This window comes from Bradyrhizobium sp., assembly GCF_004799405.1.
Lineage (GTDB): Bacteria > Pseudomonadota > Alphaproteobacteria > Rhizobiales > Xanthobacteraceae > Bradyrhizobium.
The window spans coordinates 1-14,640 of sequence record NZ_SSMW01000077.1; the positions used below are offsets into that span (position 1 = coordinate 1).

Genomic DNA, 14,640 nt, shown 5'->3' on the forward strand with positions numbered 1-14,640 from the left:
GCGCTCTCCCCGGTGACCGGGCTTTGTTGCCACCGTCGCCGGCGGATAACTCCGCCGACTTGACACCAGCGTCGGGGTGTCAGGACCACACGACTTCGCCGTCCGCGCCGGCGCCACTCGTCTTTGGCACCTCACGCGTCCACCGCATCCCGCCCCGCGTTGATGACGTTGCGCAACGCCCCTCTGTGGGACGGGACATCTGAAGGTATAGATTTGATTTGGGTCCGCTGTCAAGTTTAATTCTGAAATTCAGAAATGACTAGTGGGCGCATGGCCTTACGCCAACGCGACACCGGCCTCGTCGGAATAGAAGGCGGCGTCCCCTGGATCCGCCCTTTGCCGCCTGATCTGTGATATAGCAGGTTCGAGCTGGTATTGATGGCATATGGACTGGAGAAACGGCGATGAACGGCACACTATCTCTTGCGGAACTCGACGATCGAATTGCAATTCTCAGGGACAATCTTCGGCAGCTTGTCGAGCAGGCGGCCGGATCGTCCGGGGCTCAGGACGAAGAGAGAACGGCGGAGCGGATCGCCCAACAGAGCGACGAGCTGGAAAAGCTTGTCCGGGAGCGCGATGCGCGCGCGAAGAAATAACCTGACCGGAAGTGCTTGCCCGCATGACCGATCCGCCGCATCAGAGCGAAAATATCTGGCTGGCCGCCGGCGTCCGCACGCCATTTGCAAAAATCGACGGTCCGCTGGGCGGCGTTGACGCCGTTGTCGGTCCCCGTCGTCAAGCACATGGTGGGACTGCTGGGGGGTGGCAAGCCGGACTTTGCGGTCTGGGGAAACGTCGTGCCCAATCTCACCTGGGGCAACAGAAGGCCTGATCCAAGGGAGAAAAACAGATGCGTGTTCGCCGGCTGGACCACGTCCTGCTCGCGATGCCGGCCGGCAGAGAGAGCGACGCCCGGAAATTCTATCGGGATATCCTTGGCATCCCGGAATCCGAGAAGCCGGCCGATCTGGCGGCGCGGGGCGGCTGCTGGTTCGAGGATGGCGAGTTGAAGATCCACCTCGGGGTCGAAACGAATTTCGTGCCGGCGCGCAAGGCGCATCCAGCATTGCTGGTGGAAGACCTCGCAAGCCTGACCGCGGCTTTGACAAAAGCCGGATATGCCGTCGCACATGACGTGCCGCTGGAAGGCTACGACCGCATCTTCGTCGACGACCCCTTTGGAAACCGGATCGAGCTACTGGAGGTCAAGGCGGGTTCCTGATCCTTTGCAAGAACCCACGCGGCAAACATCCGGCGATCGCGACGCTCTCCCGTTCGATCAATAGGCGCGGGCAAAATCCCCTTCCCTTTGCACGTGGTCGAAGGTCGGGAAGCAAGGCTGCCATGAATGCGCCCGTTCCTTGGTCAACTTGCTGAGGCTGTTCAGGGTCGCAACACTTTCCTTGTTCAACGCAGCCGAAACCGCCGCAAGGTCCGGAAAATGCATGCGCACCGCGTCGAGCCATATCGTGCGTCCCGCCAGGAAGCCGCCGGCACCCGCCGCATAGGCATAGTCGAGAACGCGTTCGAATTTGTCACGCGCCGCACCCCCCGAGAGCAAAACCCAGGGAATGCCGCGTTCGCTGCAAATCTCCCCGATGGCATCAAACTCCCGTTGCGCGGCATCCGCCGCCAGACTGCCGTCACGGGGTGGCAGGGCATTAGCCGCAAGCGGGCTCTCGAGCTTCAGCAGATCGACGCCATATTCCGGTTTTGCAAATTCGCGCACGCTCTCGATCACCAGCGACGGCAACTTGCCAGGAGACTCGACATAGTCGGCGGTGTGATTGGCGCTGCCGAGGAAGGGATAGACCAGAAGCTCGAGCACGTAGGGAATGTCGTTGCGCCGGCATTCATCGCCGATCTCGCGCACGAACCGGTGCTGATGCGCATTGATGGCGGCGTCAGCTTCCGGCCGGTACCACGCCAGCACCTTGACGGCGTCGCCGCCCATGGCGCGGATCTTGGCGACGCTCCAGTTGTCGATCACGCGCGACTTGCGGCCGCCGGCGGTTTCCTCGACCCTGTGCTCTTCAAGCGTCATGATCAGCCCGCAACGCGCCGGCATCAAATCGATCGCGGCCGGCACGGCAAAATTCGGATCGAACAGCATTGAACTGCAATGCGGCGCCAGCGCCTTGACCAGCAGCCGCTTCGCCGCCGTCACGTCGGCATAGGTCACTTGATCCTTGGTTATCTTTTTCGCCTGCGCGATCGCCTCGAACATCGGCGGCCGCTGATCGAGCGCCACCATGCGAAAATGACCCTCCGCGTCCGCAAGCCGCGCCAGACCCCGTGTTTTACCGATCGTTCTCATTTGCCGTTCCTTTGAAATGCAAGACAGTCTTCAAGCGTCGGGATGCCGGCGCGCCCGCCTGCCCTGGTACATTTGAGCGCGGCAGCCGCGGCGGCGAATGACATCGCATCGGTTGCCTTCAGGCACGCACCGATGGCGAAGGCATAGGCGCCGTGAAAGACATCGCCCGCGCCGGTGGTATCGATGGCGTCGACCGGGTATGCCGGCTGGTGGCGCATGATGTTGTTCTCAAGCCACGCGACGCCCTTGGCGCCGCGCGTGACCGCAGCCACGCCGCAGCCGAAGTCCGTGATCCTTGCCAGAGCTTCCTCATCCGCCGAACCGGCAAAACCGGTCAGCGCAGGCTCGGAGAATACCGCGTGATCGGTCAGCGGAAGCAACGTCTCGAACGTCTTGGGATCGGCGACATCGGCATCGAGAACGGTCGGAATCGATTTGGAGCGGGCGGTCCTGAACAATGCCACGGCGCCGGCAAGCCAGCGGGGATCGGCCAGAACCGCCGAGGCGGTTTCAACCTGTTCGAGCGGCAGCCAATCGGCCTGCTCGGGAAATTGTCCGCGGAAATTCACGATCTGCCGCTCGCCGGCGGCATCGACCACGACGCCTGACACCGACGATTGACCATCCGGGAATAATCGAAATTGCGTGACATCGACGCCCTGGCTGGAAAGCGCCTTGTGCATCTCGTGGCCGGCGGCATCCTTGCCGCCGCGTCCCCAAAAGGCGGCGATCCCGCCGAGCCGGGCGACTGCCACTGCTGCGGTCGCAGCCATTCCGCCGCCCATGGTGGCGTATTCGAGGCTCCTGATCTTCTGGTTTCCGCCCGTGAAAAGCTCCGGCACCCGCCAAATCTGGTCGAGCGCGGAGAGGCCGAGACAAATTACCAGCGTCTTGCCCGCGCGCGCTATCAGGTCGCCCGGTGCGACCCCTTGCTTCTGCGCCAAAGGCGTTGCGCGGCGGCTCATGGCAAGATCCGACCAGTCGCCGCGTCAAACAAATGAATCTTGTCCGCCTTCGGCAGCAGAAACACCCGTTCGCCCACTTTCGGCTTCAGCGACGGATCGACCCGTGCGATGGCCGGGGTTGCCGCGATTTCGAAATGGATCAGGGTGTCTGACCCGAGCGGTTCGACCAGCTTGATCTGCACGGCAATTCCGGAAGCGCCGGAGGGAACGACCTCGAAATGCTCGGGCCGTACGCCGACCACACCGCTGCCAGCAGCCGATTTCAGTCTGGCACGGAGTGCTGCATCGAGAGGCGCAGTTGCGCCGTTCAAAAACGTCGCGACCTCGCCACGCAATTCGACCGGAAAGAAATTCATCGTCGGCGAGCCGATGAAGCCGGCCACAAACTGGTTCGCCGGCCTCTCGTAAACCGCCTCGGGCGTGTCGTATTGCTGCACGATACCGCCTTGCAGGACCACGATCTTGTCGGCCATCGTCATGGCCTCGATCTGGTCATGGGTCACGAAAACCATCGTCGTCTTCAACTGTTGCGACAGCGACTTGATCTCCGCCCTCACCTGCGCCCGCAATTTCGCATCGAGGTTCGACAGCGGCTCGTCGAACAGGAACACCTTCGGATTGCGCACGATGGCGCGGCCCATGGCGACGCGCTGGCGCTGGCCGCCGGAGAGTTCCTTGGGCTTGCGATCGAGATAGGCCTCGATATGCAGCAGGGCCGCGGCCTGGCGCACCCGGGCGTCGATCTCCGGCCTCGACATGCCGCGCAGTTCAAGCGCAAACGCCATGTTGTCGTAAACGCGCATATGCGGATACAGCGCATAATCCTGGAACACCATCGCGATGTCGCGCTGCGCGGCGGGCACGCCGTTGACGCGCTTGTCGCCGATGAAGAGGTCGCCGCTGGTGATCGGCTCGAGGCCCGCGATGATGCGCAGCAGCGTCGATTTTCCACATCCCGACGGTCCGACGAAGACCACGAATTCGTGGTCCGCGATCTCAAGACTGAGATCGGGAACGACCGTAAGGTTGCCGTAGCGCTTGACGACATTGCGGATTGAAATAGCGGCCATCAGCGTCGTTCCGGCGCCAGCACGGGCTTGATCAACTCGCCGGCCGCAAACCGCGCGAAGCCTTGCGGCAACTCCTGCAGCCCAAACTCGCCATCGACCAGGACGCGGTATTCGTCCTTGTAGCGGCGCAGCAGCGCCGTGTTGGCCTCGAGGTCGCCGATCGGGAAATAGAACGTCCGGATCATGTAAAAGTCCTTGCGGCGAAAGACCTTGCCTTCCTCGATGGTCCAGGGCGCCGCGTTTTCGCCGACAAGCACCAGCGCGCCGCGTGGCAATACGACTTCGATGCCGAGATTGCGCGCCGCGTGGGAGCCGGAGCATTCCAGGATCAGCGCAAAACGCCTCGACGTATCGCCGACCGGATGCGGCTTCGCGCCGAACGCCGTGGCTATTGCGAGCCGTCGGGCATTGGGCTCGGAAACATGGATATCGTCGAAGCCCGCGTCCTTTAGCGCCAGGATCACTCCAAGCCCGACCGGTCCGGCGCCTGTCACCAGCACCGGCCCGGCGTCCTTTGGCGGCACCACACGACTGACAAAACGAACCGCGTGCGCCGACGTGCCGATCGTATCCAATAGCAGCGGCGCCAGGCTGTCTTCGATGTCGTCGGGCACCGGCAGCAGGCAATTCTCCGGAACGGGCAGATAATCCGCATAGCCACCCGGCCGGTTCCAGCCGATCAGGCTGGAGACTTCGAGACACATCTGGGTATCGCCGCGGCGGCAGGCCGCGCAGCGGTCGCAGTGAAGCGGGATGTAGACGACGCAGCGCCGGCCATGCATCGAATGGCCGGGCTGTTCCACCAACCCGAAGATTTCGTGGCCCGCGGTAAATTCCGCGCCCTTGTGCCACAGCTTGAAGTCCGAGCCGCACAACGCGGTGCGGGAAACACGCACCAGCACTTCGCCGGCGCTCACGTCGGGGATTCTCACGCGCTCGATGGTGATGCGTTCGCCGCCGTGAAATACGGCCGCCTCCATCGTCGCATTGGCTCGATCGATCGCTACCGTTGTCATCGTTGCAGCTAGCCTTTCACCGCGCCAAGCGTCAGTCCCGCCACCAGCCAGCGCTGCACGATCGAGGCGAGAATCAGCGGCGGCAGCGCGATCAGCGTCGCGGCGGCCATCAGCGCTCCCCACTGGGTCGACCCTTCGCCGACGAAATTGAAGGCCGCCGCGATCAATGTCTTGCTGTCGCCGTTCGACAATACCAGCGCGAACAGGAAGTAATTCCACGAGAATACAAACGAAAGGATGGCGGCCACCGCGACGCCGGAGCCCACCAGCGGCAGCGCAATCTTCCAGAGGATGCGCGTGATGCTGCAACCGTCGACCTGCGCGGCCTCGAAGATGCTGCGCGGAATATTGTCGAAAGACGGAAGCAGCACCCAGATCACGATCGGCAGCGTGATCACGGCATGGCTGAGGATCAGCGCCGTGTAGGAGCCGATCATGCCGACCTGCCGGAACATCACGTACCACGGCAGCAGGAACAGCGTGCCGGGCGCCATGCGCGCCGCCAGCGTCAGGATCGCCGGCCAGGATATCCGGGTCCATGAAACGGCGAAGGCCGCGGGAATTCCGAACAGCAGCCCGAGTCCCGCCGATCCCAGCGTCACGATCAGGCTATTGACGGCATAGGAGAAGAACGGCGTCGTCCTCATCAACTGAACATAGTTCTCGAGCGTCGGTGAAAACACCAGCGTCGGAGGATAGGCGGTGACCTCGAATGACGGCTTGAACGACGACAGCACCATCCATGCCGTCGGCACCATGATGAGGAAGCCGGCAAGGACCAGTTGCACGATATTGAGTCGGTTTATCCAGGACTCGCTCAACGGGGTGCCGGTCATCTGATGCTCACCAGGCCACCGCGCCGCGCAGGCGATTGAATGCGAGCACGACCCCGAACACGATCGCGGTGAGCGTCAGCATCAATGCGCTGGCATAGCCGATGTTGAAGAACTCGAACCCGACGCGGAAGCCGTAGATATTGAGCGTGTTGGAGGCATTGCCGGGCCCGCCCTGCGTCGTGATGTAGATGATGTCGAAAAAGCGCAACAGATCGACGCTGCGCAGGATCGTGGCGGTGACGATCGTCGGCAACAGCAGCGGCAAGGTGATGCGCCTGAATGTCTTGAACGCCGACGCGCCGTCGATCTGCGCGGCCTCGTAGACGCTTGGCGGCAGCGATTGCAGCCCGCCCAGGATAATCAGCGCGACATAGGGCGCCCATTGCCACGTGTCGATCATCGCCACTGTCGGAATGACCCAGATCGGCGACGCCAGCCAGTCGGATGGCGGCAATCCCATGCGCTGCAAGATGTAGTTGGCCGCGCCGATCGAAGGATCGAGGATCACCAGCCACATCAGGCCCGCGACAACCGGAGGCATCATGAACGGCGAGATAAACAGCGACCGGACAACTCCCGGCAGGCGCTTGGCGTGAAACAGCAGCAGCGCCAGCCAGGTTCCCAGCAAAAGTTGCAGGACCAGCGAGAGAACGTAGAGCGCGAGCGTCACCCAAAGGCCGTGCCAGAATTCATTGTCCGCGACCAGTTTCGAATAATTGCCAAGACCGACGAACGACTGCGTGCCCGTCGACGAAAACGCGTGAAAGCCAAGCCAGACGGTATAGACGACGGGAAAGGCGATCATGGCCAGCGTAAACGCCACCGCAGGCGCCGACAGCGCGACGAGTTCGGCGCGCTGCCGGTCCGGCGTAACAGCGTTTGCGGCGTATGCCATGGCAACACGGTCCAGGTATGACGGTTCAGAAGGACCGGTTGCCGTGACGGCAACCGGGTTTTCCTACTTCTGTGCAATCAGTGCGTCGAGGCCTTTGTCGGCGTCCGCGCAGGCCTGATCGACGGTCTTTTGCTTGAGAACCAGGTCCTGCACCGCCTGCCCGATGAAATCGCGCGATTCAGGATTGGCGACGATGGGATAACCGACCTCCGACGACCCCTTGGTCGCCAGCACATCGAGCGCCGCCTGCCATTGCTTGCGCACCGGTTCTTCGTCGATCCATTTGCGATATTCAGGGTCATTGGCAACGGCGGGACGCGGCGGCGCGATCCCCTGCACCGCCATGCGTTTTTGAATCTCCGGGCTGGTGGCCCACTGCACGAAATACCATGCGGCGTCCTGCTGCTTGCTGTAGGCAGAGACGGCCATGCCCCAGCCGATGGCGGTCGGCACCTGCCCCGCCTCACCGGCAGGAAACGGCGCGAGGCCGGTGTCCTTGAGCCGCTCGCCGCCTTCCATCACCGTCCGCAACTCGTTGGAGGATTCGAACGACATCGCGGCGCGGCCGGTTCGATAGAGCGCCGATATCTGCTGAAAGCTGTAATTGACGACGCCCGGCGGGCCATAGTCGCGCAGCAGGCGGCTATAGGTGTCCAGCGCCTCCTTGCTCTGCGGCGAGCAAAGATTTGATTTGCCATTGGCCATGTAGCTGCCGCCGATGTTGTGCAGCATGTTGCTGAAGGTATAGGCCAGCGCCGGCTTGAGACCGCGCGAGACGAACGGCGTGATGGTGGGGTCGCACGCTTTGATCTTTTGTGCCGCGGCTTCGACGTCCTTGATGGTGGCCGGCTTGTCGACGCCGCATTTTTTGAAGATGTCGGTGCGATAGTAGAAGATCGGTCCCTCGATGTTCATCGGCATGCTGGTCAGCTTGCCGTTGAAGGTGCCGGCCTTGAGCAACGCCTGACTGAGACCGGCATAGTCGTAGTCCTTTGCCGCCTCGTCCTTCGCCATGGCCGAAAGATCGCCGTACCAGCCGGCCGCGGCGAACTGCTGGCCCTCGCGTGACGGCAATGTCATGAACACGTCGACTTCGTCGCTGTGCGCGTTCATGACGGTGACTAGCCGCTGGCGCATCTGCTGCTCCTGGTAGCCATCGACCTTGAGCGTCATGCCGGTCAGCTTTTCGAAATCGCCCTTGTAGGTCAGAAGCGCCTGCGACACCGGATTGTTGTTGGCGAGAAAGGTGACGGTCTTGCCCTGGAATTTCTTCCAGTCGAAATCGGCGGCGCCGGCCGCGCTCGAGACGGCGGCAAGCGCGACAATCGTAACCGCGACCCGCGTCGCAAATTTGTTTCCGGACATGCGTTTCTCCCTGTTGCGTCCACGCGTCTGGTTAGGCCAGATCGGTTATGTAAACGGTTACATAGTACGCCGGGCTCTTGCGCTGTCAAGCCAACCTCCTAATCGAAGCTATATCCGTCAGGCGAGACAGGGTGGCGATTTCCCGCTGGACAAACCGCGCAAACGGCTCCATGCTTTTGTATGTAACGTTACAAGAAACTGGATCGGGCGGCATCGTGGAAACGCACTCCGGCGGGCGGTCGAAGCAAGGCATACGGGCGGTGGCAAGGCGCGCGCGCGTCTCGACGGCCTCGGTGTCGCGCGCGCTCAACAGCCCGGACTCCGTCAGCGCCGAACTGCGCGCGCGGATCGCCGAAGCGGTGAAATCGGTCGGCTATATTCCACATGCCTCGGCACGAGCGTTGTCGTCGCGGCGCACCCGCACGCTCGGCGCCATCATCCCGACGATCGACAACACGATGTTTGCGCGCGGTATCGCAGCATTGCAAAAATATCTGTCGTCGGTGGGCTACATGCTGCTGTTGACGACCAACGGCTACGATCTCGATGCCGAACTGGAGCAGGCGCGCAACCTCGTTAGCCGCGGCATCGACGGTCTGGTGCTGCGCGGCGACTGTCATCACGACGCCTTGCGGAAGATGCTCGCCGATAACGCCATTCCCTTTATCAATGTCGGGGTCTATCGGCCGGATCGTCCCTACCCTTGCGTCGGCACCAACAATGAAGCGGCGGCCCATCGTGCGGCCCTGCATCTGGTCGAACTCGGCCACCGCAGAATCGGCATCGTCTCGGCGCTGCAGCGTAACAACGATCGCGCCAGCGCGCGGGTCGAGGGCTTTCGCCGCGCGTTGTCCGAAAACGCAATCAAGCTGCCGCCGCAATGGCTCGTCGAGGTCCCCTACACGCTCGACGATGCACGCGAAGCGGCGAGATACCTGCTGAGCTTGCCCGAACGGCCAAGCGCGCTGCTTTGCGGCAACGACGTGATCGCCTATGGCGTGCTGCTCGAAGCCGAACGTAGCGGCTACGTCATACCGCGCGATCTGTCGGTGGTCGGATTCGACGATCTGGACTGGAGCCGACACCTGAGGCCAAGTCTTACCACCATCCAGGTACCGACCGGCTCAACCTGGCAGCGCGCCGGCGAATATCTGGTGCGGCACCTCGCCGGCGAGCAAACCATCATGCACCACGAGGTCGATTATTCGCTGATCGTCCGGGAATCGACCGCGCCGCCGCGCTCTTGAAGCAACCAGAGGATCGATTTGGATGACTTCCTTGTTTTCGTTTCCTCCCGGCTTCCATGCCGCCGTGATCGGCGGGGCCGGCGACATCGGTGCCGCGATCGCGAACTTGTTCTGTGACCTGGGCGCAACCGTCACCGCGACAGCGGTGGACGAGGCCGCGACCCGGCGTTCGCAACTTCGTCCGCGCGCCGGGTTGACCATTCGACCGCTCGATATCACCAGCGATACAGCGGTTGAGGCTTTCGCGAAAAGCCATCGGCGCGTCGATGCGCTGGTCAATTGCGCGGGCATCCTGGCCCGCGACAAGGAGTACGAGATTGCCACCTTCATGAAGGTGCTCGACGTCAATCTCACCGGCACGTTTCGCACCTGCTTGGCGTTCCGGCCGTTGCTGGCACAAACCAAAGGTTCGATCGTCAATATCGCTTCGATGAATGCGACGCTGGCGCTGCCGCGGATCCCGGCCTATTGCGCCAGCAAGGGCGGCGTCGTGATGCTAACCAAGGCGCTGGCGCTTTCGTGGGCGCCGGAAGGAATCCGGGTCAATGCGGTAGCGCCGGGTTATATCGAAACCGCCATCAACGAGGCGGGCCGACAGGACCGGGTTCACTACGACGGCATCGCCGAGCGCACCGCGTTCAAGCGCTGGGGGCAGCCCGCCGATGTTGCCGGCGCGGTCGCGTTCCTGTGCATGCCGGCCTCAAGCTACGCCACCGGGACGGTTGTCGCCGTCGATGGCGGGTTTCTGGCCGGATAGAGCGGTCCCTAGTCCAGGGGCACGTTGAGTTTGGTATCCCGAACGATAATGCCGCCGCGATTGCCGATCTCGATAGAACCGTAGCGCTGCCTGAAGCAATCGGGCAGCGGCCGGTCGCCCGCCATGCTCAGCCACAGACGCAACAAATGCCGCTTTTGGCGCGCGTCCGGCCAGTCGCGAAAGGCGGTGCGGTCGTGCAGCAGCGCATGATTGTAGACGAACTGCATGTCGCCCGGCTGAAGCTGCATGCCAAAATGTAACAGCGGGTCATTGGCGAGCGTATCGAACAGATCCAGCGCCTCGACCCGATCCGGCGTCAATCGCGGCGCGTCGGCAAAGCGCTGCGCGCTGTCGATATACTGGCGCTGATAGAAACCCGTCAGGAAACCCGCATGCCAGTTCAGCACCGGGATTTCCATGTATGGCTTTTGGCCCTCCGGCACTTCGCCTCGCCGGTCGGTTGCGATCGGATCGAACATCAGCGCCGCCAGATCCGGACGCCGGCGCAGCATCTCGTTATAGATCGCGGCCGTGCTGACCAGCAGGGATTCGCCGCCTTGCATCGCCTCGCGAATACACAATAGCCCGACAACGTCGGAAGAATCGGTATGGAAGGTCTGCCGCTCGGAAGTCTGATAGATGCGGGTGTTGGGATTGATCGCGTCGGCGCCGATATCGCGGACATGACCCAGGATATGGCCGGCCGCGTTTTGGGACCGCGCCGATCCGAGATGGGCGCCGACGCCGCAAAAGATGGTGGCGGCAACCTGCTGGCTGTAGTTTTCGACCGGCAGGCCGCGTATCACCTCGAACCCGATGCCGTTGATCAGCTTTTCCCTGAGCTTCGCCAGATGGACGCCGAACCGCGGAAGCGGGAATTTTTCTTGCGTGATCTCGCCGATTTCATGCGTGGTGGCCAGATACGATTGCGCGGCATGCTCAAGCTCGGCAATTTCGCCGGCCTTGAGGTGTATCAGCCAGCGGTCCGGATGCGCCGCCATCTCTTCGCCGCGCCAGGCGGACGGAATGTCGATCCGGCCGGGAGGAAGATTCACCCTGGTTAGCATGGCTGCTTTCCCGAAAGCTTCTAGGCCTTGAGCACGAACGGATCCTGGACGTCGCGGCTGAGTTCGCACCAGACGCTCTTGGTTTGCAGGAAGCTCTGGATCGCTTCTGCTCCGTTCAGCCGCCCGATGCCGCTGTTCTTGAAACCGCCGAACGGGGAATTGAACGCCATTGCACGATAGGTGTTGATCCAGACGGTGCCGGCCTGCAGACCGCGCGCCATCAGATGCGCGCGGCGCAGATCGGCCGTCCAAAGACCGGCGGCCAGACCGAACCGCGTGCCGTTCGCCAGTGCAAGGACTTCCTCTTCAGTCTCAAACGGCGTGACGCAGAGCACCGGCCCGAACACTTCGTTCTGCATGATGAAGGCGTCGGGCTTGGTATTGCCGAGGATCGTGGGCGCATAGAAGAAGCCGCCATCCAGCCCCTCGACCCGGCGTCGCTGCCCGCCGGCCAGGATTTTGGCGCCATCCTCGACCGCGCGCGCGACCATGCTTTCGTCCTTGGCCAGTTGCGCGGCGGTCGCCACCGGGCCCATTTGTGTGTCTGCCTTCAAGGGATCGCCGACCCTGATCTTGCCGGCCCGTTCGATGAGCCGGCCGACGAGGCGGTCATAGATGCCCTTTTGGAAGTAGGCGCGAGAACCGGCAACGCAGGTTTGCCCCGCCGCCGCGAAAATTCCGGCGAGCACGCCGGCTTCGACCTGGTCGAGGTCGGCGTCATCGAACACGATATTGGCGCTCTTGCCGCCGAGTTCGAGCATGCAGCTGACCAGCCGCTGTCCGGCGCGAGCGGCGATCGCCCGCCCGGCGCTGTCGCTGCCGGTGAATGACACCTTGGCGACCAAGGGATGGTCGACCAGCGCCTCGCCCGCCGCACGTCCGCCGGTTACGACATTGATGACGCCTTCCGGAATACCGGCCTGCTCGGCCAACCTTGCGAGTTCGATCGCAGACGCCGAGGTCACTTCGGAGGGCTTGATGACCACTGTGTTGCCGGCCGCAAGCGCCGGCGCGACCGTCATGATGGTCAGGAACGTCGGCGAATTCCACGGAACGATGGCGGCGACGACGCCAAGCGGTTCGTTGACGGTGTAGTTGAGGACGCTGGTGCGGTCGAGCGGGACCACCCGCCCCTCGATCTTGTCGGCCAGACCGCCGAAATAATACAGCCAGTCCTGCACGACGCGCGCCTGGAGGCGCATTTCCCCGATCAGTTTGCCGTTCTGCTCGGTCTCGATCGTTGCGATCTTTTCCGCGTTGTCGGCGATCAGATCGCCCCAGCGCATCAATAGCCGGCCGCGACGGGTTGGCGACAGCTTCCGCCACGGGCCGTCGAATGCCGCGCGTGCGGCTTGCACCGCGGCATCGACATCGGCGGGACTCGATTCGACGAAGCTGCCAAAGGCGGCGCCGGTAGTCGGGTTTGTCGATTCGAACGTCTCGCGTTGCCGACCATCCTGGTCCTTTCCGTTGACATAGTTGGCGAAACGACGCGGAGGTTTTGTGTTTATATTCATGACCGGTCTCCTTGATCACACCCTGGCTTGCTGCGAAGCCGCTTTTTGTTTTGCACGTACATAAGATCGTTATGCGACCGCGACTGCGGAAGAGCCATCAGCCGGATTTCGCGCGTTCGGCCGCCTGCTTCACGCGCTCCGGATCGGCCGCGATCTTGACGCCTGCGCGCTCCTGCTCGAGCAGCATCACGGCGCGGGAGTCGCGTCCCTCCCAGCCGCGGTTGCAGGCTTCCCTCATCTCGGCATAAGCGAGGTTGCAGATGCGCATCGGCACCCCGAGCTCGCGTCCGAGCTCGGTCGCGAGCTTGACGTCCTTGGTGGCGAGCTTGAGCGCGAAGTTCGGCGGATCGTACTGGCCGGGCAGGAACTGATCGAGCAGGCCGTCGAAGGTGAGGCGGCGGCCGCCGACACCCTGGCGCACGGCTTCCCACAGTGCCACCGGGTCCATGCCGGCTTTCACGCCCATGGTGAAGGTCTCGGCGAGCGCGCAGGTGATCGCATAGCCCGACATGTTGTGCACCAGCTTGGCGACCGTCGCGCTGCCGATCGGCCCGATATAGGCCGCGCGATCGCCCATCGCGTCGAGCACGGGCCTGTACCTGTCAAAGGCGGCCTTGTCGCCGCCAACCCAGATCGCCATCTTGCGCGAGGCGGCACCGGACGGCCCCCCGCTCACCGGCGCATCGAGCATGTCGGCGCCCCTGGCGGCAAACGCCTCGTGAATCTTTTTCACGACGCTTTGAGCGTTGGTCGACAGATCGAAATAGGCCGCGCCCTTTTTAACCCCTTCGATCAGGCCATCGGTCCCGAGTGCGACGCGCTCGACATCCGTAGGCTCCGGCAACGAAGTAAAGATCACGTCCGACTTCTCGGCCAGCGCGCGCGGCGTATCCGCCCACTCAGCGCCCGCCTGCAAATGATGCCCTGCCGATTGCCGGTGCAAGTCATGCACCACGACCTTGTAGCCGGCCTTGAGAATGTTGGTGGCCATCTTGCCACCCATGGTGCCGAGCCCGATGAAGCCGACGACAACGTCCTTGGTCATCGTCATTGCCCCTTGTCGCCTTCGACCAGCACCGTGTAGGCGACCTGGGCGGCCGACATCGCGGCCGGCCAGCCTGCATAGAATGCCATGTGGGTGATGACTTCGGTGATCTCTTCCTGCGTGACGCCATTGGCGATCGCCCGCGACAGATGCGACACCAGTTGCTCCGGCCGGTAGGTCGCGACCAGTGCCGCCACCGTGATGAGACTGCGGTCGCGCTTGGAGAGAGCCTTGCGCTCCCACAGGTCGCCGTAAATCACGTCGTTGGTGTAATCGACCAGTGCCGGCGTAAACGCCTTGATGCGGTCGCGTTTGGCGGAAGGCGGTGCCTTGGCCATGCGTCTCTCCCCTGTCTTTTTGAATACCGCGTCGTGGCGCGGCCGTTTTCGTTGAAGCAAAGACTAAAGTCTCATTACCATCGCCGGCCGGGAGTGTCGACCAGCGCAAACCGCCGAGCTGGCAGGCGCATGCGGCGCGCCCTCCCCGGGTCGGCGCTTGATCAGGGGACGCCCAAAAATCCAGGACATGGCGCCCGAAAAA

Annotated in this window: 15 protein-coding genes; 4 read left to right on the top strand and 11 right to left on the bottom strand. The window is 62.9% G+C overall.

The genetic code is table 11. The features are described from left to right. Positions 1-404 precede the first annotated feature (404 nt). Positions 405-599, top strand: a complete 195-nt coding sequence (locus E7813_RS11720; protein ID WP_291574012.1) for a hypothetical protein — start codon at positions 405-407, stop codon at positions 597-599. Between the two features lie 254 nt (positions 600-853). Next, positions 854-1,225 (top strand): VOC family protein, encoded by a 372-nt coding sequence (locus E7813_RS11725; protein WP_291574014.1) that lies wholly within the window; start codon positions 854-856, stop codon positions 1,223-1,225. A 57-nt stretch (positions 1,226-1,282) separates the two neighbouring features. On the opposite strand, the gene E7813_RS11730 is transcribed toward E7813_RS11725, so the two are convergent. The 7 genes from E7813_RS11730 to E7813_RS11760 form a co-directional block, all read right to left on the bottom strand. Continuing rightward, entirely contained in the window at positions 1,283-2,320 is a 1,038-nt protein-coding gene (locus E7813_RS11730) for a tagatose 1,6-diphosphate aldolase (RefSeq protein ID WP_291574016.1), read from the bottom strand. Then, positions 2,317-3,285 carry a PfkB family carbohydrate kinase gene (locus E7813_RS11735; protein WP_291574018.1) on the bottom strand — a complete coding sequence of 323 codons (969 nt, stop codon included), beginning with the start codon at positions 3,283-3,285 and terminating at the stop codon, positions 2,317-2,319. The genes E7813_RS11730 and E7813_RS11735 overlap by 4 nt, the downstream gene beginning before the upstream one ends. Then, the gene (gene ugpC, locus E7813_RS11740) at positions 3,282-4,355 is read right to left on the bottom strand and encodes a sn-glycerol-3-phosphate ABC transporter ATP-binding protein UgpC (protein ID WP_291574019.1); all 1,074 of its coding nucleotides are present in this window, start codon (positions 4,353-4,355) and stop codon (positions 3,282-3,284) included. The genes E7813_RS11735 and ugpC overlap by 4 nt, the downstream gene beginning before the upstream one ends. Continuing rightward, positions 4,355-5,371 carry an alcohol dehydrogenase catalytic domain-containing protein gene (locus tag E7813_RS11745; protein ID WP_291574021.1) on the bottom strand — a complete coding sequence of 339 codons (1,017 nt, stop codon included), beginning with the start codon at positions 5,369-5,371 and terminating at the stop codon, positions 4,355-4,357. The genes ugpC and E7813_RS11745 overlap by 1 nt, the downstream gene beginning before the upstream one ends. 8 nt (positions 5,372-5,379) lie before the next feature. Beyond that, on the bottom strand, positions 5,380-6,207 hold the full coding sequence (locus tag E7813_RS11750; RefSeq protein WP_291574022.1) for a carbohydrate ABC transporter permease: 828 nt from the start codon (positions 6,205-6,207) through the stop codon (positions 5,380-5,382). Between the two features lie 7 nt (positions 6,208-6,214). Beyond that, the gene (locus E7813_RS11755) at positions 6,215-7,102 is read right to left on the bottom strand and encodes a sugar ABC transporter permease (protein WP_291574023.1); all 888 of its coding nucleotides are present in this window, start codon (positions 7,100-7,102) and stop codon (positions 6,215-6,217) included. 63 nt (positions 7,103-7,165) lie between these two features. After that, entirely contained in the window at positions 7,166-8,467 is a 1,302-nt protein-coding gene (locus E7813_RS11760; RefSeq protein WP_291574025.1) for a sugar ABC transporter substrate-binding protein, read from the bottom strand. Between the two features lie 215 nt (positions 8,468-8,682). Here E7813_RS11760 and E7813_RS11765 point away from each other — a divergent pair, with 215 nt between their 5' ends. Further along, positions 8,683-9,714, top strand: coding sequence for a LacI family DNA-binding transcriptional regulator (locus tag E7813_RS11765; RefSeq protein ID WP_291574027.1), 1,032 nt, complete (start codon positions 8,683-8,685; stop codon positions 9,712-9,714). Between the two features lie 22 nt (positions 9,715-9,736). Then, positions 9,737-10,471, top strand: coding sequence for an SDR family oxidoreductase (locus E7813_RS11770; protein WP_291574028.1), 735 nt, complete (start codon positions 9,737-9,739; stop codon positions 10,469-10,471). An 8-nt stretch (positions 10,472-10,479) separates the two neighbouring features. Here E7813_RS11770 and E7813_RS11775 read toward each other — a convergent pair whose 3' ends face one another. The 4 genes from E7813_RS11775 to E7813_RS11790 form a co-directional block, all read right to left on the bottom strand. Continuing rightward, a complete protein-coding gene (locus tag E7813_RS11775) occupies positions 10,480-11,538 on the bottom strand; it encodes a TauD/TfdA family dioxygenase (RefSeq protein WP_291574030.1) in 1,059 nt (352 codons plus the stop codon). 20 nt (positions 11,539-11,558) lie between these two features. Then, a complete protein-coding gene (locus E7813_RS11780; protein ID WP_291574032.1) occupies positions 11,559-13,055 on the bottom strand; it encodes an aldehyde dehydrogenase in 1,497 nt (498 codons plus the stop codon). A 97-nt stretch (positions 13,056-13,152) separates the two neighbouring features. Beyond that, positions 13,153-14,100 (bottom strand): NAD(P)-dependent oxidoreductase, encoded by a 948-nt coding sequence (locus E7813_RS11785; RefSeq protein ID WP_291574034.1) that lies wholly within the window; start codon positions 14,098-14,100, stop codon positions 13,153-13,155. Positions 14,101-14,102: 2 nt separating this feature from the next. Next, positions 14,103-14,438, bottom strand: coding sequence for a carboxymuconolactone decarboxylase family protein (locus E7813_RS11790; RefSeq protein ID WP_291574036.1), 336 nt, complete (start codon positions 14,436-14,438; stop codon positions 14,103-14,105). Between the last annotated feature and the right edge of the window lie 202 nt (positions 14,439-14,640).